Source organism: Salirhabdus euzebyi, assembly GCF_014207435.1.
GTDB lineage: Bacteria > Bacillota > Bacilli > Bacillales > Alkalibacillaceae > Salirhabdus > Salirhabdus euzebyi.
On sequence record NZ_JACHGH010000006.1, the window covers coordinates 230,605 to 254,408 of the forward strand.

The window sequence follows — 23,804 nt, forward strand, 5'->3', positions numbered from 1 at the left end:
TATTTTCATGGCAAGGTTAAAAAGGTATAAAAAGGAGGCGATTAAATGCTCCAGTCGTTAGGTGTAGACGCATTAACAGGCATGATATCCCATGTTTTCTTCATCATTATTACGTGGCGAGTTCTTCAAGGTGTTCGAATAGAGCCTATTATTAAAAAAGGCCAGTTATTCGAAGCCCGTGTATTATTTGTTTTCGTAACGATTATGATTGGGACAAGTGTAAGTAGATTTTTCTTGGAGTTTCTCAACTGGTCTCAAGATCTTATTTATCTATTTTAATATAGTGCCGTGAGCGAAGCTGCTCACGGTTTTTTTGTGCATCTGTTTATGGGGTCAGACCCCACCCGCATCAACGCGTTAAAACTTTAGCTTGACGGGGGTCTGTCCCCATTAAAAAAATTGTCGGAATGTTACTAGTTTAATAGTTTTACTCCTTGTTAATACTAGATGCCAAATAGTATTTAAGGGGAGTTTTAATCATGTTTAGAAAATATACAGCATTTATTGGTATTGTCGTCCTATTATTTTGTTCTACTATTTCGGAAACACAGGCTCAATCTAACATCGATTTGCAGCCATTTTCTGACCTCCATCATTTTCTTCAGCATGAACAGCTTGACCTTGAACAATGGCAAATTATTATCAAGCAAAAAGTAGATTTAACGAAGGCAAACCCTTCACATATCGCCAATTCCCTAATCCCAAACTCCAGCGTCCAAAAACAAGTAGAGATAAGCGTGGAGAAGTTTTTTGTCCGAAACGGTTATAAATCTGACTCTATTATCGAAGAGTTATCTATAATTGCTCCAAAAGGTCAAACAACTGCAGAGCTCACGTATGTAATGAAAGGTAATTTGTGGAATGAAGAGATAAAAAACGTAGTAAAAACAAAGGTTAATAGACTTGATTCCCGATTTTACGGCACAAATCCTGTAATTTTCACTTGTGTGAGGGCAAAAACTAGTGATAATATTAAAAGTAATTTATTAGTAGATAGTTTTCAAAATTTTACAGATATGAAACCTCTAAAAACACTAAACGAAGAAAATTTCTTTACAGTATCTGGCATTATTCACAATTGGAACATAAACACAATACCTATATCACATACAGAAAAAATGAATGTTCAACTAGCTATTCGTAACGGATTGGGCTCTGAAACGTCTATAACAATTGGAACACCTATCCTGATAGTTGAATACTAATATAGTGTAAAAATGAGGACGCGGAGGGGAATAGTATTGGATAAAATCATTGTAAGTGGTGGGAGGCAGCTTCAAGGTACTGTAAAGATTGAAGGTGCTAAAAACGCTGTATTGCCTGTCATCGCAGCAAGTATTATGGCAAACGAAGGAAAAAGTGTCATTCATGAAGTACCTGCTCTCGCTGATGTCGATACCATGAGCGAAGTTTTAAGATATATGAATGTTGAAGTAATCACAGGAGATAATAAATTACAAATAGATGCATCAAGATTCTTAAAAACCGAAGCTCCGTTAGAATACGTAAGAAAAATGCGTGCTTCTGTCCTTGTTTTAGGTCCCCTTCTTGCCCGTTATGGTCATGCGAAAGTCGCATTACCTGGCGGTTGTGCTATTGGTTCAAGGCCAATTGATCAACACTTAAAAGGCTTTGAAGCGATGGGGGCTAAAGTTCATGTAGGAAATGGCTTTATTGAAGCCCATACAGAAGAGCGCTTAAAAGGTGCAACCATATATTTAGATTTCCCTAGTGTAGGTGCTACGGAAAACATTATGATGGCAGCAGCATTGGCAGAAGGAAGAACGGTCATTGAAAACTGTGCAAGAGAACCAGAAATTATCGACCTTGCCAATTACCTAAATCAAATGGGTGCTAGAGTCGTTGGTGCTGGAACGGAAACGATTCGCATTGACGGTGTAGACTCATTAAAAGGAACAGAGCATAACATCATTCCTGACCGTATTGAAGCTGGAACATTTATGGTTGCAGCAGCGATTACTGGAGGTAATGTTCTTCTAAAAGGAGCTATGTCCGAACATTTACGTTCAACAATAGCAAAAATGGAAGAAATGGGAGTTACGATAAAAGAAGAAGCAGAAGGTCTACGCGTTATCGGACCAGAAAAATTAAAAGCTGTAGACATTAAGACATTGCCATATCCAGGTTTTCCAACAGATATGCAGCCTCAGCTCATGGCATTAGCAATGAGAGCAGCAGGAACGAGTGTCATTAGTGAAACAGTGTTTGAAAATCGTTATATGCACGTAGAAGAGTTCGGTCGCATGAATGGAAAAGTAAAAATTCAAGGCAGAAGTGCGATCGTTGAAGGTCCTGTTGAATTACAGGGTGCCGAAGTATCTGCAACAGACTTACGTGCAGCAGCAGCCTTAATTCTAGCTGGATTAGCGGCTGACGGCTATACTCGTGTTACACAACTAAACCACCTTGATCGCGGCTACGTAAATATTGTAGGTAAACTACAACAATTAGGTGCAGATATCATTCGCGTAAAAGACGTTCCGCAAGATAACACAGTTGCTTTTAGAACATCAGATAAAGTCTCAACTTCAAAATAATAAACGATGAAAAAGAGGTAGCTTCGGCTGCCTCTTTTTTTGTTTTCCTAAATGTCTAGTTCCATTGCCTTTCTGGACAGAAAAAGGAACTTGGACTTTTCTAAATTTTGTCATCATTTTTCTGTTCTATTAAATTATCCTTCTGAATAGATTTTAGTAGAGATGGAAAGGAGGCTTTAATAATTGAACTGGAAAAAAAGTAGTATGATGGTAACCCTTGTCCTACTAACGATTGTCGTCATTATTCCTGCAGCTATCGTCACCCCATTTATTAATGCGGGAGATGACGAAACCTATCAAACCCCAACAGACGAAGTAAGAGATTTAGAAGAACCTACATTAGAGGATGAATATGTCGTCTCTGTTTTTCGTTCCCAACAAAAAACAGTCGATGATGTCCCCCTAGAACAATACGTCACCGGAGTAGTAGCCTCCGAAATGCCTGCCGACTTTGAATTAGAAGCACTAAAAGCGCAGGCGCTAGCAGCAAGAACATACGTAGTAAAGCATGTGTTAAATGAAGGTGAACAACAAGGTGAGGAAGGACAAATTACCGATACCGTCCAACACCAAGTATACAAAAGTGAAGAAGAACTGAAGCGGATATGGGGATCAGATTATAATTGGAAAATAAATAAAATAAAAAAAGCTGTTGCTGCAACACAAGGTGAAATTTTAACATATAATGGCGAACCAATCACACCAGCATTCTTCTCCACAAGTAACGGCTACACAGAAAATGCAGAGGACTACTGGACGAACCCAATTCCATATTTAAAAAGTGTAGCAAGCCCATGGGATGAAGAATCACCAAAATTCAAAGAACAAAAAATTCTAACTCTACAAGAGGTAGAACAAAAACTAAATGAGTTCATCAAAAATCAACTGTCATCAGATAATCTAGTAAGCCTTGCAACCAATTCGGAAGCAAAGGTTGTATCCCGAACTAGTAGTGATCGGGTAAAAGAAGTGTCTGTTGGTGGAATAACCTTAACAGGACGTAATGTTAGAGAAGCGCTAGACCTAAGATCTAGTGACTTTACCGTAACATTTAAAGATCAACACTACGTTTTCACTACCGAAGGCTACGGCCACGGTGTTGGCATGAGCCAATACGGTGCAAACGGCATGGCAAAAGAAGGCAAAACATACAAAGAAATCGTCAACTACTACTACACCGGCACAGAAATCACAAATATAGGGTCAGACCCCGAACGCGTTACAGCACTAAAACGCGAAGGGGTGTAGGATAATAGGAGAAACTCGGCAGCTGCCGAGTTTTTTCTTTATGGAAGAGAATTTTCTGCGCTGTACTCTTGATAGTTTTACAGGAATGATTGATATGCCGTGCAGAACTCGAGATATTTTTGGGGGAACTACTGATAAAAGGGTCTAGAGCACGATAACTTACTAGGAAATCTGAATAACAGTTAATCTAACTGCCCAAATCGATTAATTCAAACGGACTCTAAATAATTTCTGCATAACTCTTATATCTAGATCGGAACTCGTAATAATCCATCCGCTGGCTACGATAAATTAGGCTCTACTCTAAAAAAATATGAGTTTCTCATGAATATGCAACATCTTGAACTGCAAAACCACGTACTATTTTCATCAATTCATCATTTTTCCGCTTTTCCTTATGAAAATATTCCATTTTCCCAACTCGTCCTACTAACCACACCATATTAAGATAGGAAAAAACCTAGAAGGAGCTGCTCCAATGATAATAAAAGAACGAAAAGCACCAATTAAACTCCACAAACTCGACGCACTGAGAAGGAGGTTACCCAAAACCCATCCGAAGCAATCACTAATAGAAGAGGAACTAGCAAAAAATAAAGCGGGCTATCAAGGAGAACAGTCTTTAGATTATTATTTAAGCTTCCTGCCCTCTAACTATCACATTTTGCATGACGTTAGACTCCAAAACCAGGGCCACTATTTTCAAATGGATACAATCATTGCTACACCATCATTTATACTTATTTTAGAAATCAAAAATTTTGCGGGTACCATCTATTTCGATCATATCTTTAATCAACTAATCCGAACCATTGAAGGGGTGGAGGAACGTTTTCCAGATCCTCTCCTCCAAGTGAACCGTCAGCGCAATCAATTAATGAAATGGTTGCTTGCGAATAATTATCCAGCTATACCAATTGAAACTGCCGTTGTCATTAGCAACCCGAACACCATTATTAAAGCTTCTACAAACAATCCCCAGTTTACGAGTAAAATTGTCCATAGTGAATATCTGTACCATAGAGTTATAGAAATAAAAAATAACCATAAGAGAGATATACTGACGGACAAAGCAATTGATAAACTTTCAACTAGTCTTACAAATGCCCATGTCCCAAGCAATCCTAATATAATGCAAACTTTAAAAATTGAAGAAGTGGAATTACTAAAAGGGGTTCATTGTCCGAGTTGCTTATTCATTCCGATGAAAAGAGGAGGGAGAAAGTGGATTTGCCCTTCCTGCAAATACACGTCGAACGATGCTCATATGGACACAATAAAAGATTATCAGCTTCTGCTTCGTCCAACTATTACGAACAAACAACTTAGAGAATTCCTTAGTTTATCATCAGTCACAACAGCTTCCTCCATTATAAAGTCCTTGAATCTGGATTATTACGGAGAAAATAGAGGCCGAACATATAAATTGCAGCTGATAGATAATTGAAGTGAGTTCTTGATATTCTTAACTGAACTCTTGATAACTTTCAATCTACTCTTGATAACTGCGCACGAACTCCCGATAACTTGAGCCAAAATTTGATAAGTCCCTGTGAACTCCGTATAAGGGCTCTAGCCAAGTTCTTCTAGCCCCTTTAATAGATACTTCTGCCTCTACTCCTAAAAGATCTGTATGAACTCCTGATAGGCTCTCAGCTACTCTTGATAACTCCACACGAGCCCCGATAACTCGGGCCCAACATATGATAAGTTCCAGCACACACCGTATAAAGCCTCTACACATACATTTAATGTACCGGCTAGGGAAACTTTAACCCCAACTCTAAAATAACTTACTGGAACTTTAGGATAACTTCCAGGCAACATTTGATACCACCACACAAACTCTTAATATCGTACGCAATCTCCCAATAACTACACCCCAACTCCAAATAACAACAAAACCACTCCATCAATCCCTCCCAACCACCCCCCGAAAACCCCACCAAACCAACATCCCGCCCACCTAAATCCCCCAACAAAAAATATATTTTCCCCTTTCATGCATAAAATTCTAACCCTTGTCGAAAAATAAGTAGAAAAATTTTTTTTGAATATAGGTATAGTTTTCCTGTTTTCTGCTCAGAATGGTAGCTGAGGTGGTGATAAAATGAAAGAGGAAGGCAAAAGACCAAACTCTGAAAATTCAACATGGAAAAAGTTAGTACGTAAGAAGTGGTTTTATCCAGCGGTTTATTTAACTTTTGCATCTTTGATTTTAGCAACGGTTCTTTGGTATCAAAACCAGGCAATCGATTTACCTGATGAAACCCAAACAGACGGTAGTAATCTTGATAATTATCTAGATACACCATTTGATGAAAATCAAGACGCTGCTCCGGTTATCGATCAGGACGAAATGCTGAAGATGCCTGTAGCTAATGCAGACGAGACTCAGATTGTTACAAAGTTCTGGGACTATGATGCATCTACAGAAGATAAAGAACAGGCGCTTATTCTTTACAATAATAAGTACTATCAAAGTGTAGGGTTAGACATTGCATCAGCTAATGATGAGCCGTTTGAAGTTACAGCTGCACTAAGTGGAACTGTTACGGAAGTGAAGGAAGATCCTTTACTAGGTATGGTTGTGGAACTTACTCATGATAATGGGGTAACGACGAACTATGCTAGCCTAGGCGACGTAGCAATTGAAACAGGTGCGGAAGTAAAACAAGGTGATGTCATTGGTACCGCTGGAAGAAATTTATTCGGACAAGCAAATGGAATCCATGTGCATTTCGAATTACGTAAAGACAACAATCCGTTGAATCCAGAAGAATACTTCAATAAATCTTTACGCGACATTAAAGAGCCAAGCGATGAGGAAGAAGAAGGCAATGAAGATGACGCGAAGGAAGAGGATGAAGCTTCAACTGGTGAAGATGTAGAGGATCAAACGGACCAAAACGAAGATCCAAGTCATGATGAAAACGAAAATGAGCAACAAGATAATAATGAATCCTCAGCTTCCACTGCAAGTGCTTAAACTGCAGAAAACACAATGAGGATACGAGACTGTCTCTAGTAGGCAGTCTTTTTTTTGTCCCTAAATCCTCTACATCCCACATCTTTCTATATTTTGTCGAAATATCTGAAAAATATGTATTATTTTTCCCGAAGTTATTTTATTATAGTAAAGTACTAAAAATTTACCTACATAATTCAAGGGGGAACATAGCAACCATGAAAAAATTACTATTCTCACTTATGTTTCTTTTAGCTTTCAGCTTGCTTATTGGCTGTAGTGATAAGGAAGCAAGCACAGATGCAGCAGAGGAAAAAAGCAACGAACAAGTAGAAAGTGCGGACACATCAGCTGAAACAACAGAAGAAACAGACGCGGAAGAAGCACAAGATGCAACAGAAGACGAAGAAACAACGGAAACTACTGAAACGACAGAAGAAGCGGCTACAACAACAGAAGAAACAATCCCTGTTTACCAATTGTACGATTTCGGCCCAACTGTGGATGCTTCCACAATTGACCAAGCAACAAAAGATCAAATTCAATTAATCGTTAATGAACTTGGCGACCCTGCAGAAGGTATTCAGTTCAACGGAATCGGTGCTGGTTACTTAGAAGATGGCACACTTCAAATTAACGTATTAGTTCGTAACGGATATGACCATAAAGTATGGGGAATCGATGCGGAATTAAAAGTAACGGATTCAAACGGGGAAGAAATTATTGCGGCAGCAAACTTCTCTTTTCCTGAAGAAGACTTTGGTGTGTTAAATCCAGGAAGCTCTAGATTTTGGTCCCTTTATTTCGGACCAGAATTCGTATTTAACCCTAATTTTGATTTAACAAATTACATGATTGACTCCAACTACACATACAGCTATTAAAAATTATCGAGTGGCACATTCCTTTTAATGTGTCACTCTTTTCATTAAAAGTTCACAAAAAGCCGTGCATCTCTAATGAAAAACACCCCTAAAAGACCTCGAAAACAACTCATTTTCAAACTCGTCCATAACAATATTATCGCCAAATGCCTTGTCCCTCTTGATTTTTAAGCATATTCGCCGTCTTCACATAATAAGATGTTACAAACGAGCTCAAAGAAAGGTTTGAGGTGAGATGGTGTGGTAACTAGTTTAATGAAAAAAGGGATATTAACAGTGGACAATCGAATTACTCTCAATAACAAACCGAATAATATGTACTTGTCTCATTTCACGCCTTAAAGAGATCCAACTCAGGGAGGCGAGTGGTGTGCACGATTACATCAAAGAACGTACGATCAAGATAGGGAAATATATCGTGGAGACAAGAAAAACCGTCAGAGTGATAGCGAAAGAATTTGGCGTATCCAAAAGTACTGTTCATAAGGATTTAACCGAGAGATTGCCCGAAATTAATCCAGAGCTTTCAAAAGAAGTAAAGGAGATACTTGATTATCACAAATCGATTCGACACCTGCGAGGTGGAGAAGCGACGAAGAAAAAATATAGTGAGCGAACACCAGAAATGGAGCCGACTATCGAAAAAACGATATCATAATACTTATTTCCTATTTACAAACATAACTTTTTTTCAATTAATAGGACGGATTGACAATTTTTATGATAAAATGTACTAATAGAAATGTAATCATTACGGACATTATGTAGAACATTGATGATACAGGGAGGACAGTCGCTCATGTTTTCAAGAGATATCGGTATCGATCTCGGAACGGCTAACGTATTAATACATGTAAAAGGCAAAGGCATCGTATTAAACGAACCATCAGTCGTTGCTATGGATCGCAACACAGGAAGAGTACTAGAAGTTGGAAATGCGGCAAGACGCATGGTAGGACGGACACCAGGGAATATCGAGGCAATTCGTCCATTAAAGGATGGTGTGATCGCCGATTTTGATGTGACAGAAGCTATGTTAAAGTATTTCATTGAAAAAATCAATGTAAGAGGCTTCTTGTCAAAACCACGAATTTTAGTTTGCTGCCCGACGAACATAACGAAGGTTGAACAAAAGGCAATTAAAGAAGCGGCAGAAAAAAGCGGGGGCAAAAAAATCTATCTTGAGGAAGAACCGAAAGTAGCTGCAATTGGTGCTGGAATGGATATCTTCCAGCCAAGCGGAAACATGGTGTTAGACATAGGCGGTGGGACAACGGACATTGCAGTATTGTCCATGGGGGATATTGTCACCGCCTCTTCGATTAAGATGGCAGGGGACAAGTTCGACCACGATATTATGCAATACATAAAACGAAAATACAAATTATTAATTGGCGATAGAACGTCAGAAGATATCAAAATTAACGTAGCAACCGTATTCCCAGGCGCTCGTAACGAAGAAATGGACATTCGTGGTCGCGACTTAGTTAGCGGATTACCTAGAACTATTACAATTAAATCTGCTGAAATTAACGATGCCTTAAGAGAATCTGTCTACCTTGTTGTACAAGCTGCGAAATCTGTTTTAGAACGCACTCCACCTGAGCTATCTGCGGATATTATCGACAGAGGTGCCATTTTAACAGGTGGTGGAGCATTACTAAACGGCCTAGATCAACTTCTTTCAGAAGAGCTACGAGTTCCAGTTATCATTGCTGAAGAGCCTATGCACTGTGTAGCAAGAGGTACAGGGATTATGCTCGAACATATCGATAAACTGCCGAAAACGAGAGTCTAACACGAGGAAAAGGAGGCGACCGCTTTGTTAAGAGGATTTTATACAGCTGCTGCTGGGATGGTTGCACAGCAACGTCGCCAGGATGTGCTATCTAATAATATGGCTAATGCACTAACACCTGGTTATAAAGCAGATCAGACGACTTTGCGTGCCTTTCCTGAGCTATTAATTGAACGGATGGAAGCGAACCAAATACCGGTTAAAAACGGCCTTAAAGTGCCAACAAGTGAACTAATCGGTAGACTAAATACAGGTGTTTACATGCAAGAAACGATGCCGAATTTTATCCAAGGACCTGTTAAACAAACAGGGATGATGACGGACTTAGCCCTATCAAGTGGACAAGTTCCTGATGAAAATGGCTTTCTGTTTTTTGCTGTTCAAAATGAAAACGGTGGGACAAGCTATACCCGAAACGGTAACTTTACTGTTGATGCGGAAGGTTTCCTCGTTTCCGATCAAGGCTATTACGTTCTAGATGAAAATGGTAATCAAATCCAAACGAATAACGATGAATTTAGTGTTACACAAAACGGTACCATCCAAACGAGTAATGGAGCGACTTTTTCACTTGGCATTGTTTATCATCCAAATGCGAACGAGTTAGTCAAAGGTGCTAATAATTTATTTGAAGTACAAGAAGGAAATGAACAGCCTGTTAATGCGCGTAATGCAGCTGGTGTCACCTTCCAAGTACAACAAGGCTTCTTGGAGCAATCAAATGTAGACACTGGTCAAACGATGACAGAAATGATGTCAACATACCGTATGTTTGAATTAAACCAACGAGTACTCAGAGCGTATGATCAAAATATGGAAATCGCCGTAAATAAAATCGGCCAGCTAGGATAAGGGGTGAGATGAATGCGTAGTTCACTTTTAGCAGCAACGACGATGGGGCAGCTTCAAAAAAAGCTCGATTTAATCAGTCATAACATGGCAAATGCCAATACACCAGGCTATAAAACGAGAACAGCAGACTTCTCTTCTTTATTGTTTCAACAACTCAATAACTTATCCGCTGGTGATGAAGGCGCAACGAGAACAACTCCAGCAGGCATCCGCCAAGGTACAGGAGCTCGTCTCGGTCATACAAATATAAAAATGGATGCAGGAACAATTGTATCCACAAATCGTCCACTAGACGTGGCGCTAACTGACGACAAACAGTTTTTCCAAGTGCAAGTGAATGAAAATGGACAAGCTGTTACCCAATATACACGGGCTGGGAATTTTTATTTGCAACCGATCAATAATAATGAACAAGTCATGCTCGTAACGAATGAAGGAAATCCAATTATCGGACAAAATGGACCAATTGTTCTGCAAGGAAATATCGATGACATATCGATTCAAAATAATGGTGCCATTTCTGTTACCCGAGGTGGACAAGCCCAAATAGAAGCGAATTTGGCAATTGTCCAAATTGAACGTCCTCGATCACTAGAGGCTGTCGGTGGTAATCGTTACCGGTTCCCAGATGGAGCTTTAGGTGTTAACCTAGATGATATGATAGAAGCCGTACAAAACGTCAATATAAAAGTTGGTTCTTTAGAATCATCTAACGTAAACCTATCCGAAGAAATGACGAGCATGTTAGAAATGCAACGCGCATACCAATTTAACTCTCGTTCGATTTCCATGGGTGACGATATGATGAACTTAATTAATCAACTCAGGTAGATATCCATTAGGTGAATATTGAATGACAAGGAGCTTCAGCTATGGTTACAGAAGAAAAAGAAAGTCCTACCATTACAAGAGAGAGCGCTCGGGAGCAAAGAAAATCCGCGCGTCTTGAAGCAAAACAAACAAAAAAAGAACAAAAAATAGAAAAGAAAATAAAAAAATTCAGAAGACGATTAATTCCGATGTGGGTACGTATCATCCTCGTCCTTGCTTTATGTGCTGGTGCACTTGTTGCTGGTCTAATGGTTGGCTACGGTGTAATAGGAAACGGGGAACCTGCCGATGCATTGGATAAGTCTACTTGGCAGCATATTGTAGATATTGTGAAAAAAGAAGAATAGTCATGAAGGATTTTCATCCAATGAAAATCCTTTTTTACTATGCTACATAAATTAGGAGGTCAAAACATGGACATAAATGAAATCAAAAGCATTATCCCTCATCGTTATCCCTTTTTATTAGTGGATAAGATTGTGGAAATAGAAGAAGGCACAAAAGCGGTAGGTATTAAAAACGTAACAATCAATGAACCGTTTTTTCAAGGTCATTTTCCTGATTACCCTGTCATGCCAGGTGTGCTAATTGTTGAAGCAATGGCGCAAGTAGGTGCTACGTCTATTCTTAGCAAAGAGGAAAACAAAGGTAAAATCGGCTTCCTAGCCGGAATAGATAAGTGCCGTTTTAAAAAGCAAGTAAAACCAGGTGACCAACTTCGCTTAGAAGTAGAAATCATTCGAGTAAAAGGTCCAATTGGTAAAGGAAAAGGAATCGCTACAGTAGATGGCGAAGTTGCTTGTGAAGCGGAAATTACATTTGCGATAGGTAAATAAGAAATTAAGAAAAAGAGGCTTCCATGAAAGCCTCTTTTTGTTATTCTTCTTTACATTCTTATTACATAAAACCTCCTGCAATGAACATCCTAAAAGTAGGCTTTTCCGCAAAGAAAATTTTATAGATAATTTTTCAATAATTGGAAAAGCTACAGGTGAATAAATTCTAACTTTGCAAAGGAGGAAAATAAAATGGCCAAAAAATGGTTATGGAAGTTTGGGGCACCAATGATGTCTCTTCTTTTAGTAGTCGGTTGTGCAGACGATGATGGTAATCAAGAGGAACCACTAACTGATGAGGAGACTCCAGTTGAAGATGGTTTAACTGATGATGAAGGAACAAATAATGATACAGACATCCTTCCAGATGATAATGAAGAAGCCCCAATTGGCGATGAAGGTACTAACGGTAACCAAGGAAATAATGGAGACCAAGGAACTAATGGCAACCAGGGCACAACAGGTAATAATGGTGATGCAGCTACAGACGGTGAAGGTATGAATGGTGACGGCGAAGGCACTACAGAAGGTGACGCAGCTGATCCAAACAATAACAATGATGACGAAAACAATAATCAGTAAGCAAAAGATGGGCCCGTATCTTAATTGATGCGGGTTCATTTTTAGGTCCATTAACATATAAATAATGAAAATTATGTAAAAATAAGTAAAATATTACTATATTTATATTTTATGTTATAGTACAATAGTAATGTAAAAATAGAAGAAAATAGGAGGCTTAGGGAAATGGAAGTAAATGATTACCGAATTAACCGTAATACGATGGCAATAATTCCTCTGTATGGCTCAACCTTTAACTGCAAAATACTTGAACCTAACAAAGAAATTTATTGTACGAAAACAATTGAGCAATTGATGGAGGAAGCATGTATTGATGGTGGGGCTACATATATTGGCAGAAGACAGGCAATGGAAAAATTACTACGAACAAAATCTAAATTGCCTATTCCCGTAAATCCGTCAAACGGTGTATTCTTTTTTCCAAACAGGTCTCCAAAAGAAAGAAACTGCTGTTGGCTTTCTTTCTTTCACATCAAAGATTTCGTCAAACACAAACAAGACGTAACCCACACAGAATTAATACTCCATGACGACACCATACTTGTTCTAGACACATCCTATTCATCTGTTCGCCGACAAATGAATCTAACAGGCTTAGCAATCGCAATGCTTTATCGTGATATTTTATGGCATTATAATGAAACTTCTTAACTTTTTTGAAAGCGCTTATCATTAATCAGAAAGATCCTTTGTTGGAATACCACCACCAAAGGGTTTTTTCTTTACCCCGAACAACTAAGCTCACCACCTATTAATTGAAACTCAGTACAGTGTACGATATATTACAGGTTAGATTGACAAAATGTAGTAAATCCTATAAGTAATGAATCTTCCTATTAAGACGATACGTATAAAATAAAATGGACAAAACTCATTTAAAAGGAGAGAGTTGAACACGATGAGATGGTTAAAATATGTATTTTTTCTAACCTTTGCAGCAGTAATCCTTGTAGCTTGTACGGAAAATGACGATTCTGCTACTCAACAAGAACAACTTGTCACACCTGTTGAAGTAACAAAATTAGCTATAGGAACCCTTGAAATAGAACAAACCTTTTACGGAAAACTTAGCCCAGACAATCTGATAAACATAATTCCCTTCCGTAATGGGGAAATTTCAGAAGTATTAATAGAAAATGGTGAGGAAGTAGAAGAAGGGGATGTTATTGCTCGAATTTCTCCAGGGAACTTCCGGATAGAAGCACCAGCAGATGGATTCATCCAACAACTAACGGTTAAAGAGGGGACATTAGTCTCCAATACGAACCCTATTGGAGCGATTGTATCCATTGATCCCATTCAGCTAGACATGCACGCAACTTCAGATCAATTAGCCTTATTCGAAAAGGATCAAGAACTTTCTGCAACGATTAACGATGAAGTGTTTGCGGGAACAGTTAATTACATAGCCGTGATGCCGGATGATTCAGGCTTATATCCAATTCAAGCAACGATAGAAAATCAAGAACAAGAGCTGAAACCGGGAATGATTGCCCAGGTGAACATAGTCGAAACAAAATTAGACAATGAATTAATCATCCCAACAGAAGCGTTAGTAGAAGAAAACAATGCAACGTATGTTTATGTAGTGGAAAACAACATAGCCAAAAAAGTACAAATTGAAGTACTACTGTCTCAAACGGAAACCTCTGCCATACAAGGGGATGTGAAAGAGGGAGACGAAATCGTTGTAAAAGGACAATTAACACTTGAGGACGGCAGCCAAGTGGAAATCATGAAGGGGGATCAATAAGTGAAGCTTGTAGATACTTCCGTACGCCGACCAGTAGGTGTATTTATGATTGTAGCAGCCATAGTAGCTTTAGGTTTTGTCTCCCTTAGAAATTTGAATATTGATCTATATCCAGAAATTGACCTACCGATTGCAGTAGTTTCCACTAGTTATGAAGGCGCGGCCCCCCAAGAAGTAGAAAAGCTGATTAGCCGTCCAATTGAATCAGCAGTAAGTTCAATTGAAGGAATAGAATCCGTTCAGTCACAATCCCAGCCAGGAGCCTCCCTGATTGTCCTTATGTTTAACACAGGAGCAGACTTAGATACAGCGCTCCTAGAAGTGAGGGAAAAGGTTGATCAAGTAAAGGGAATGCTTCCGGATACAGCAGGAGACCCGAATGTATTGCGCTTCGACCCACAGCAAATCCCTGTTATGTGGGTTGGATTGACAGGAGAAAATGCAACAGACCTTCAAACAATTGCCGAAGATCAGCTTGTTCCTTTTTTTGAAAGACAAGATGGCGTAGCATCTGTAAGTGTTGAAGGTGGAGTAGGAGAAGAGGTTCAAGTTGAACTCCAACTTGATAAATTAATCCAATACGGGCTGAACAGTTCTAGCATTGTTCAAGCAATAAACAGTGCCAACCAATCAGCCTCGGCAGGTGTCATCGAAAAAGGAGATAAAGAACTCCAAATTCGTATTCAAGGGGAATACGAATCAATGGCAGATATAAAACAAACACTTGTCCAGACACCAACAGGAGCGGTAATCCATCTGGAAGATATAGCAACAATAGAACAAAAGGTACAAGAAAGAACTTCTATTTCTATCGTTAATGGTAAACCTTCTATTGTGTTATCCGTTTTAAAAAAGACCGACGGAAATACGGTCCAAGTCGCGAACGCTATGTATGAAGCAATAGAAGAAGTAAAAGATGACCTACCTGAAGGTGTGAATCTAGAAATAGTCTTTGATACATCCAACTTCATACGGATGTCGATTGACTCTGTTGTGCAAAACATGGGTGTTGGGGCCGTCTTTTCTGCCCTTATCTTATTGCTATTTTTAAGAAGTTTCCGAGCAACCCTTGTTATCGGTATTTCGATTCCAATTGCAATCATTTCTACCTTCACGCTAATGTACTTCACTGGAGAAACATTAAACATTTTAACGATGGGTGGACTTGCCCTTGGAATCGGAATGATGGTCGACTCATCTATCGTCATATTAGAAAATATCGTCTCCTATAGGCAGCAAGGATATTCCTTAAAAGAAGCGGCGAAAGTAGGAGCATCAGAACTAGCACCAGCTGTTATCGCATCAACGACAACAACCTTGGTCGTATTTTTACCAATTGTTTTCGTTGAAGGTATTGCATCAGAAATGTTTACACCTCTTGCGCTAACAATTTCATTTGCGTTAATCGCCTCTTTAATTGTTTCTGTAACATTAATCCCAATGCTTTCGTCTAAACTACTGACGAAACCGTTACAAACAGAAGGAAAGCGTTATTGGTTCGATCGTTTTCTAAACAAAGTTAATGACATTTATCGAACTATTCTTAAAGGTGTATTAAAATATCGAAAGACAACTATTTTCGCAACCCTTGGTGCAATCGCATTAAGTTTATCCTTGATTCCTTTCATTGGAACAGAATTCATTCCAGCATCTGATGAAGGGCAAATAGAAATTAGAGTCTCTACACCGACAGGAACCAATTTAGCGACAACACAAGAAGTGGTTGAACAAGTAAATGAAAAGTTAAGTCCCTTTGAAGACGTTATCGAAACAAATTATATAAGTATTGGTGGCGGCGGATTTGGTGGATTTTCCTCCAACACAAATCGTGCTGATTACACCATTCAATTAATACCGAAAGACGAACGTACGCAGTCTACAACAGAAATCATGACAGAAATAAATAATGCAGTAGGAAAAGTTCCAGGAGCAGAAATCGTAGTAAGGGAAATGGCATCCGGAATGGGCGGTGGCGACCCCGTTCAAATCCAACTGAATGGACCAGAGCATGAGGTACTCGCTGAACTTTCCGATCAAGTCGTTTACCTTCTACAAGAAATCGAAGGAATCCACAATCCAGAATCAAGTGCATCTGAAGGCAGACCTGAAGTAATTATCAATATTAACCGAGAGTTAGCAGCTCAATATGGTTTAAGCTATCAACAAGTATTGAGCCAGGTCCAAATGAGTTTTAGTGGACAAATCGCAACACGCTATCGTTCAGAAGGAAATGAACTAGATGTAAAACTCGTTTTACCGGAAGACCGTCGTAGCACGATTGAAGATTTAGAAACGCTTCCGATCCAAACGGCAACAGGAGCCATGATTCCCTTAAACACCGTTGCAGAACTAAACCAAATACAAGGTCCAGTTAACTTGTTAAGACAAAACCAACAGCGCCAAATGAACGTATCAAGTGACATTGTGGATAGAGACCTAGGAAGTATTATGGAAGAAGTGCAAGGAAAGCTAGATAGCCTAAACATGCCAGAAGGATACACGTATACTATAGGCGGGCAAGCAGAAGACATGATGGATTCCTTTACAAAATTGACCTATGCGCTAATCTTTTCCATCTTTCTTGTATATGCCGTTATGGCAGTCCAATTCGAGAACTTCCTTCACCCATTTGTCATCATGTTCTCGTTACCCGCAACTGTCGTTGGGATCTTAGTTGGCTTGTTCATTACTGGTAAGCCACTAAGTATTACAGCCTTCGTCGGCGTAATAATGTTGGCTGGAATTGTAGTAAACAACGCCATTGTGCTCGTTGATTATATTAACATCCTTAGAAGAAGAGGTCAGGAGAGGAATGAAGCCATTCTTAATGCAGGACCAAGTAGACTACGTCCTATTCTAATGACTACACTAACCACAGTGTTAGGGATGATTCCACTTTCCTTAGGTTGGGGTGAAGGTGCGGAGGCCCAGCAGCCTTTAGCAATTGTAATTATTTTTGGCTTAACCGTTTCCATGTTGTTTACATTGTTACTAATTCCAGTTGTTTATACGTATTTGGATGATTTATCGCGGAAAGTTGTTGGGTGGTTTGATAAAGATAAGAAAGTTAGTTAGTTTATGGTAATTTTGATAAATATTTTTTGTTGGTAAATTGTGAAAGCCGTTTGCCTAAGGTGGGGAAAACGGCTTTATTTCTTGGTTTATCGGGTCTTTACCGGGATTCTCACCTTTAATATTTAATCTGATTTACCACAATACTAAGAACAAAATTGTAAATAAATCGACACAAAAAAACCTTTTATGTTAAGATTATTAAAATTAATTTTAAATTAAAGCAGGGATAATTATGTTTAATGTTACAGAGCTTATTATAGCTTTTATAATTTCTTTTGCTTCAAGTTTATTACTGACCTTTCCGGTAAAAAAGTTGGCTGTAAAAATTGGAGCATTAGATTTTCCTAATTATCGCAAAATTCATCATAAGGTAACACCAAGATTAGGTGGATTGAGTATATATTTAGGTACTGTGGCAGGTTTGCTTTATTTGTTTCCGAAGCAAGCTGAGATGAAGGCTATAATCATAGGTTCATTAATTGTTGTTATTACCGGTATGGTTGATGATAAGTATCAAATTAAACCAGTTTTGAAACTCTCTGGACAAGTTGTTGCTGCAGGAGTAATAATATCTGCTGGTTTAATTATTGAAAAAGTAACTCTTCCAATTGTTGGAGTTGTTTATTTAGAGTATTTTAGTGTACCTTTAACCATTTTTTGGATAGTAGGAATAACAAATGCAATTAACTTAATAGACGGATTAGACGGTCTAGCTGCAGGGGTTTCTACAATTGCAATTTCAAGTATTCTTATAATGGCTATTATTGACTACAGAGTATTGGTGGTATATATATGTGTAGCATTAATAGGTAGTAATTTGGGCTTTTTGTATCACAATTTCCATCCTGCGAAAATATATATGGGTGATACGGGATCGCTCTTTCTTGGATACTCAGTTGCAGTAATTTCTATGTTAGGATTATTTAAAAATATAGCGTTATTTAGTTTTGTAATTCCAATAATTGTATTGGCTGTGCCAATTCTTGATACAATATTTGCGATTGTGAGAAGGATTTTAAATAAAGAACCAATAATGATGCCAGATAAAAAACATTTACACTATCAATTATTGGCTTTTGGGTTTAAGCACAAAACAACAGTTTTAATTATCTATGGCTTTAGTATAATATTTGGATTGTTAGCTATCCTATTCTCACGTGCCAATTTAACTGCATCCTATATCATTGTTTTTGTTTTGTTATTGTGCATTCATATTTTGGCCGAAATTATGGGGCTAGTAGGTAAGGGGAAAAAACCTATATTAAGGTTGGTAAAAAGGTTAGTTCAAGGAGATAAATTTATACAAAATGATGAAAAAGTTCAACAACAAAAGCCCTAAACCTGTTACGGTTAGGGCTAATTTGTTTGTTACTTCTTAAAGGTGTTTATAGTCAAATTAAAGGTTTTTTATTTAATATTAAAGGAAGTGATTCTAGTGAGTGTTTCAGTTATTATACCCACATTTAATCGATCTGAATTGCTTAGAAATTCTATACAAAGTGTTCTTGATCAGACTATTTCACCTACAGAAATAATTGTAGTTGATGACCATTCAACTGATGATACCAGTGAAGTAGTAGGATCTTTTAAAAATGAAAAAATTAAATATGTGTTAAATCGTTTTAAGAAAGGAGCAAATGGTGCAAGAAATACTGGAATCCTGTTAGCCGAATGTGATTTTATTGCATTCCAAGATAGTGATGATATTTGGTTACCGAGCAAACTGGAAGAACAATTAAATTACATGAATTCTAATCCAGAAGTGGATATGTGTTTTTGCAGCTTAAATTTAAATAAAGGTTTAAGAGTTATTCCGAACAGGGAAGTACGACCTTCTGAGGTTAAAAGCCAATTGCGAAAAGGTAACTTTATTAGTACGCAAACCATCTTTTTAAAAAGAGAAGTGGCAATATCTACAATGTTTGATGAAGACCTTATGCGTTTTCAAGATTGGGACTTTTGTTTGAGAATTTCAAACCAATATTCTATACATCACTTACCAAAACCTTTGGTTATGGTGGAACACCAGAACGATAGTATTAGTAAAAAAGTAAACGGGGTAAAGGCCTTAAATCAACTTTTTACCAAACATCCTGAATTAACAAAAGAAATTATCATTAAAGCTCTTTATAATTATGAGAAATTTAGTGAAAAAATGAGAAAAAACAAAAGAGTTAGTGCACTTTCCAATTACTTTTTATACTCCATATATAAAATTATTGATAAATTATTTGTACGTGATAGTAAGTTATAATAGACAGACTTATTTATTTGTTAGGAGCTAAAAAAATGGATAAAGTTGATATACTGCTACCAATATACAATTCATATGATGATACTAAAAACTGTATTGAAAGTATTATGAAAAATACGGTAAATGGAACTTATAATCTCTATTTATTAGACGATAATAGCCCAGAAGAAAATATTAAAGTTTTAACTTCATATTATTCTGACAGGTATCCATTCATAATATCTGTGAGAAACAAAACTAATTTAGGGTTTCCAGGTAATGTGAATAATGGTTTTCATATTAGTGAAAATGATGTTGTTGTACTAAATAGCGATACTATTGTAACGGAAGGTTGGTTAAATAAATTAATACAGGTAGCAACTAGTGATGAAAAAATTGCTGCTGTTAATCCAATGAGTAATTACGGTTTAATATCCGGGCTTCCTACTCCAAATAATGAAATTAACGATTTATTTGAAAACAACGACATAATAAATGCTTTTAATAATAACACCGAGATTGGCTATGTAGAATCCCCATTATTAATAGGGTATTGTATGTATATGAAAAGGGCTGTTTTAAGAGAAATCGGTGATTTCGATGCGGAAACGTTTAAAAGAGGTTACGGTGAAGAATCAGATTGGTGTATGAGAGCAAGACAAAGTGGATATAAACTTGTGGTAGCTAAGGATGCTTTTGTTCATCATATTGGTGGTGTTTCATTTGGTGCGGAAAAAGAAACACTCCGAAACCAGTCAAGGGCTATTTTAACTGAAAGGTACCCAACAATAGATGAGGATTTAAAAAAGTTCCTTAAGAAAAATTATTTTAAGAAAATAAGAAGAGGTATGATGAAAGAGCTTAATTTTCTAAAAAAGCAGACATCAATTAAACTGAAATTGAAAATGATCAAACATTATTTGAACAATACTGGTAATTAGGCAGGTGTTATATGGTGAAGATTGTAGGAGTGGTTGTTCTTTATAATCCAAATAATGAAATGCTTTTAAAAAATATTAACAGTTATTTAGGTCAAATAGATAAGTTGATTTTAGTAGATAATTCTGACCATTATAATAATATTGTTAATGATGTATTTATAAATAATAACAAAGTAGAGTACAGTTATTTAAATGGGAATCAAGGAATTGCATTTGCTTTAAATAAAGGTTTTGATTTTGCCCAAAAAAACGAAGCTGATTGGTTGTTAACAATGGACCAAGACAGTAGCTTTATAAGGGATGATTTTTCTAATTTTATAAAAATAATAAACCATAAAAAAACAGAATATCCTGATGCAGTAGTCTTTAGTCCAAGACATAACGTCCCATATTTAAAAAAAGAAAAAGGGATAAGAAAAGTTAATTCTGTTATGACGTCAGGAAACCTAATTAATATGAAATTGGTTGAAAAAATTGGATATTTCAATGAATCCCTTTTTATTGATTCAGTTGACCATGAATTTTGTTATAGAATTAACAAGATGGGATATAGTGTATATAGAGTTAATGATATTGAACTAGACCATAACTTAGGAGAACTAGAGGTCAAAAAATTATTTGGAAGAAAATTATATGTTACAAATCATAATTACTTAAGAAGATATTATATAACTAGAAACTCATTGTTTGTGAGAAGGCAATATGCTAGCAGCAGACTAGGGTTTATGAAATTTACTATAGACCATCTATTTTGGTCTTTTTTAACTATAACTTTATATGAGAAAAAGAAATTATTAAAATATAAAAGTATGTTATTGGGATTAATTGATTTTAAACGTGGAAGATTAGGGAAAAAGGACTTTTAACTCTATTTATTAAGGATTTGAGTTTCTTATGAACAAGATTGTAGTAAACTATTTATTTAATGCTAGTTATCAGCTATTGGTAGTACTATTGCCTTTTATCACCATGCCTTATATTGCTCGAGTGCTAGGTCCGGAAATGTTAGGTGTGAACGCCTATACTTATTCAATCATACAAATTTTAATTATTGTTGGAATGGTTGGCATACCGCTTTATGGGAACCGACAAATAGGCATTTATGCCGATAAAGGAAAAGAAAAGTTATCTCAAGAATTTTGGAGTATATATCTAATCCAATTTGTTGGAATAATAACATGCCTTGTTTTCTATACTTTTTATTCCTTATCCTTATCATCTGAATTCTGGATTAAAATATCATTACTTCAAGGATTGCATTTATTAGGTTTTCTTTTTGATATTTCATGGCTTCTTATAGGAGTGCAAAAACTAAAAGAAACTGTTACAAGAAACTTGATATTTAAAATCTTAGCAGTCATTCTTATTTTTACTTTTGTAAAGGATGAAAACGATCTTGACCTTTATATACTGATTATGAGTGGAAGCATGGTATTGGGTCAGATTGTTATCTGGTATTATGCAAAAGATATTATACATATTAAGCCATATATTAATATTCAGAGTTTAAAAAAACATATTAAACCAATTATGATCCTTTTCTTACCCCAGATATTAGGTCAATTATATTTGTCGTTAGACAAGGTCATTTTGAAGGTATTTACTACAGAAGTACAAGTTGCTTATTATGATCAAGCGTTAAAAATCGTTAAACTAGTTTTGACTATTGTAACATCTATAGGAGTAGTTATGCTTCCGAATATTTCCTCTGAGTTTGCTAAAGGAAATAAAGAAAAGGTTAAATATTATGTGGAAAAGGTTTTTAGATACATTTTATTTATTACTATTCCAATGGCGATAGGTTTATACAGTATTTCTAGTAACTTTGTGCAATGGTTTCTAGGTCCTGAATTTTTAGAAGTTGCTGATTTAATTAAAATAATTAGTCCAATAATATTTTTTATAGGGTTAGGCAGTTTGTTTGGTATACAGATATTAGCAGCTATAGGTGATAGTAAAAAACTTACTATTTCTATTTTCTTCGGTGCATTAATTAGTGTTACACTTAGTTTGATTTTAGTTCCAAAATATGGGTCGTACGCAGCGGCATTTTCAACTTTACTGGCTGAGGCTGCAGTTGCAGTAATTCAGTTTTATTTTGTAAAAGAATATATTCAGTTAAAGAGGGTTTCGAAAAGTTTCTGTCTATATATTATTTCTTCAATGCTAATGATGGTAGCAATATATTTCATAGGGCTGTTGGATATTTCCGTAATATTAAAAACCTTTTTACAAGTATCTTTGGGCTCGGTAATATATATAGGAGTGTTGGGTCTATTAAAAGAGGAGTTTGTTTTTGATGTGAAGAAAGAGGTTATTTCAATTGCTATTGGGAAAAAATCTAATTAAGTTCATCAATTGGTTTAGTCTAACAGTCCAACCATCCCTCATATTAAGGAGCTTTTAATAATTATAAAAAAAACTAAACAATATCCAAAAATAAGACCACGTGTGAAAGTGAGCACGTGGTTTTTTGTTTTGTAAACATTTCATATTATTTGTAAAAATAGGTCTTTTTTAGGTCGGTTCATATGTTGAATCTTGTGTTATTATGTTATTACTAAGTTTAATATAATAGTTTTATAGATAAATAAATTAGGTGAAAAACGGATAATGGGGTGAATAGACTTTGAGATTGAAGTCATATCGAGTTATTAGTTTATTTATTATTAATATTGTTGTAAGTATTCTTATTGGGGGCCAACTAGTCAAAGCTGAAACTTCTTATTTTAAATATGAACCATCTCCTGGAAAAACAGTTCATTACAACTGGGGGGCGGGAAGTCCAGGAAATGGTGTGCCATCGGACTACTTCACGGCAACCTTTGATCAATCAGGGTTTTACGAGAGTGGCGATTATTTTGTCCAAACATTTGCGGATGATGGAGTGCAAGTAAATGTGGATGGAAATACCTTAATCAACCGATGGACTGATTATACCGGAACAATTGAGAAGGATTTATGGTTAGGGGTAACAGAAGGACAACATAATATAGAGACTCGTTACCTAGAAAATGTAGGACGAGCAGCAGTATTTTCTGATGTAGTCCCATTTGATTCATGGCTTGCGTATTACTATCCGAACAAGTCACTTTCAGGGATGCCAACGGCAGCAAAGGTGGTTTCCCCAACAGGTGAACTCAAGAACTTGTATGAAGACTTTGGTACAGGGAGTCCCGCATTAGGGTTGCCAACTGACAATTTTTCTGCCCGTTATACAACAGCAAAGAGACTGGATGCTGGGG

24 protein-coding genes are annotated in these 23,804 nt (G+C 36.8%); 23 read left to right on the top strand and 1 reads right to left on the bottom strand.

Annotation, left to right across the window (positions count from 1 at the left end; genetic code table 11):
* Positions 1 to 45 precede the first annotated feature (45 nt).
* The 5 genes from HNQ94_RS11930 to HNQ94_RS11950 all read left to right on the top strand — a co-directional run bounded on the left by HNQ94_RS11930 (position 46) and on the right by HNQ94_RS11950 (position 5,253).
* A complete protein-coding gene (locus HNQ94_RS11930; protein WP_174496491.1) occupies positions 46 to 279 on the top strand; it encodes a DUF1146 family protein in 234 nt (77 codons plus the stop codon).
* A gap of 200 nt (positions 280 to 479) precedes the next feature.
* A complete protein-coding gene (locus HNQ94_RS11935) occupies positions 480 to 1,205 on the top strand; it encodes a YwmB family TATA-box binding protein (protein ID WP_174496490.1) in 726 nt (241 codons plus the stop codon).
* A gap of 36 nt (positions 1,206 to 1,241) precedes the next feature.
* Positions 1,242 to 2,558: a UDP-N-acetylglucosamine 1-carboxyvinyltransferase gene (murA, locus tag HNQ94_RS11940; RefSeq protein ID WP_174496489.1), complete on the top strand. Its 1,317-nt coding sequence runs from the start codon at positions 1,242 to 1,244 to the stop codon at positions 2,556 to 2,558.
* A gap of 204 nt (positions 2,559 to 2,762) precedes the next feature.
* Positions 2,763 to 3,806, top strand: coding sequence for a stage II sporulation protein D (gene spoIID / locus HNQ94_RS11945; protein WP_174496697.1), 1,044 nt, complete (start codon positions 2,763 to 2,765; stop codon positions 3,804 to 3,806).
* A gap of 478 nt (positions 3,807 to 4,284) precedes the next feature.
* Positions 4,285 to 5,253, top strand: a complete 969-nt coding sequence (locus HNQ94_RS11950) for a nuclease-related domain-containing protein (RefSeq protein WP_174496488.1) — start codon at positions 4,285 to 4,287, stop codon at positions 5,251 to 5,253.
* 45 nt (positions 5,254 to 5,298) lie between these two features.
* Here HNQ94_RS11950 and HNQ94_RS11955 read toward each other — a convergent pair whose 3' ends face one another.
* Positions 5,299 to 5,481: a hypothetical protein gene (locus HNQ94_RS11955; RefSeq protein ID WP_174496487.1), complete on the bottom strand. Its 183-nt coding sequence runs from the start codon at positions 5,479 to 5,481 to the stop codon at positions 5,299 to 5,301.
* A 435-nt stretch (positions 5,482 to 5,916) separates the two neighbouring features.
* Between HNQ94_RS11955 and spoIIQ the strand changes: the two genes are divergently transcribed.
* The 18 genes from spoIIQ to HNQ94_RS12045 all read left to right on the top strand — a co-directional run.
* Positions 5,917 to 6,795, top strand: coding sequence for a stage II sporulation protein SpoIIQ (spoIIQ, locus tag HNQ94_RS11960; RefSeq protein WP_174497965.1), 879 nt, complete (start codon positions 5,917 to 5,919; stop codon positions 6,793 to 6,795).
* Positions 6,796 to 6,992: 197 nt separating this feature from the next.
* Positions 6,993 to 7,658, top strand: a complete 666-nt coding sequence (locus tag HNQ94_RS11965; RefSeq protein WP_174497964.1) for an SLAP domain-containing protein — start codon at positions 6,993 to 6,995, stop codon at positions 7,656 to 7,658.
* Between the two features lie 370 nt (positions 7,659 to 8,028).
* Positions 8,029 to 8,316: a sporulation transcriptional regulator SpoIIID gene (spoIIID, locus tag HNQ94_RS11970; protein WP_174497963.1), complete on the top strand. Its 288-nt coding sequence runs from the start codon at positions 8,029 to 8,031 to the stop codon at positions 8,314 to 8,316.
* 141 nt (positions 8,317 to 8,457) lie between these two features.
* Positions 8,458 to 9,456: a rod shape-determining protein gene (locus HNQ94_RS11975; protein ID WP_282960586.1), complete on the top strand. Its 999-nt coding sequence runs from the start codon at positions 8,458 to 8,460 to the stop codon at positions 9,454 to 9,456.
* 24 nt (positions 9,457 to 9,480) lie between these two features.
* Positions 9,481 to 10,308: a flagellar hook-basal body protein gene (locus HNQ94_RS11980; protein WP_174497961.1), complete on the top strand. Its 828-nt coding sequence runs from the start codon at positions 9,481 to 9,483 to the stop codon at positions 10,306 to 10,308.
* Between the two features lie 12 nt (positions 10,309 to 10,320).
* Positions 10,321 to 11,139 carry a flagellar hook-basal body protein gene (locus tag HNQ94_RS11985; RefSeq protein ID WP_174497960.1) on the top strand — a complete coding sequence of 273 codons (819 nt, stop codon included), beginning with the start codon at positions 10,321 to 10,323 and terminating at the stop codon, positions 11,137 to 11,139.
* 41 nt (positions 11,140 to 11,180) lie between these two features.
* Positions 11,181 to 11,486, top strand: coding sequence for a DNA-directed RNA polymerase subunit beta (locus HNQ94_RS11990; protein ID WP_174497959.1), 306 nt, complete (start codon positions 11,181 to 11,183; stop codon positions 11,484 to 11,486).
* 66 nt (positions 11,487 to 11,552) lie between these two features.
* Entirely contained in the window at positions 11,553 to 11,975 is a 423-nt protein-coding gene (gene fabZ / locus HNQ94_RS11995) for a 3-hydroxyacyl-ACP dehydratase FabZ (RefSeq protein WP_174497958.1), read from the top strand.
* A gap of 192 nt (positions 11,976 to 12,167) precedes the next feature.
* The gene (locus HNQ94_RS12000; RefSeq protein ID WP_174497957.1) at positions 12,168 to 12,557 is read left to right on the top strand and encodes a hypothetical protein; all 390 of its coding nucleotides are present in this window, start codon (positions 12,168 to 12,170) and stop codon (positions 12,555 to 12,557) included.
* Positions 12,558 to 12,722: 165 nt separating this feature from the next.
* Positions 12,723 to 13,208, top strand: coding sequence for a competence protein ComK (locus HNQ94_RS12005; RefSeq protein WP_174497956.1), 486 nt, complete (start codon positions 12,723 to 12,725; stop codon positions 13,206 to 13,208).
* A 247-nt stretch (positions 13,209 to 13,455) separates the two neighbouring features.
* A complete protein-coding gene (locus HNQ94_RS12010) occupies positions 13,456 to 14,310 on the top strand; it encodes an efflux RND transporter periplasmic adaptor subunit (RefSeq protein WP_174497955.1) in 855 nt (284 codons plus the stop codon).
* Positions 14,311 to 17,385, top strand: coding sequence for an efflux RND transporter permease subunit (locus HNQ94_RS12015; protein WP_174497954.1), 3,075 nt, complete (start codon positions 14,311 to 14,313; stop codon positions 17,383 to 17,385).
* Positions 17,386 to 17,617: 232 nt separating this feature from the next.
* Complete coding sequence (locus HNQ94_RS12020) at positions 17,618 to 18,724, top strand: glycosyltransferase family 4 protein (RefSeq protein WP_174497953.1); 1,107 nt, start codon at positions 17,618 to 17,620, stop codon at positions 18,722 to 18,724.
* Positions 18,725 to 18,820: 96 nt separating this feature from the next.
* Entirely contained in the window at positions 18,821 to 19,639 is an 819-nt protein-coding gene (locus tag HNQ94_RS12025; RefSeq protein ID WP_174497952.1) for a glycosyltransferase family 2 protein, read from the top strand.
* A gap of 35 nt (positions 19,640 to 19,674) precedes the next feature.
* Positions 19,675 to 20,559, top strand: coding sequence for a glycosyltransferase family 2 protein (locus tag HNQ94_RS12030; protein ID WP_174497951.1), 885 nt, complete (start codon positions 19,675 to 19,677; stop codon positions 20,557 to 20,559).
* 14 nt (positions 20,560 to 20,573) lie between these two features.
* Positions 20,574 to 21,425 carry a glycosyltransferase family 2 protein gene (locus HNQ94_RS12035; RefSeq protein ID WP_174497950.1) on the top strand — a complete coding sequence of 284 codons (852 nt, stop codon included), beginning with the start codon at positions 20,574 to 20,576 and terminating at the stop codon, positions 21,423 to 21,425.
* Between the two features lie 28 nt (positions 21,426 to 21,453).
* Positions 21,454 to 22,908, top strand: coding sequence for a flippase (locus HNQ94_RS12040; protein WP_174497949.1), 1,455 nt, complete (start codon positions 21,454 to 21,456; stop codon positions 22,906 to 22,908).
* 280 nt (positions 22,909 to 23,188) lie between these two features.
* The coding region (locus HNQ94_RS12045) for a PA14 domain-containing protein (RefSeq protein WP_260400931.1) at positions 23,189 to 23,804 on the top strand (616 nt) is incomplete at its 3' end.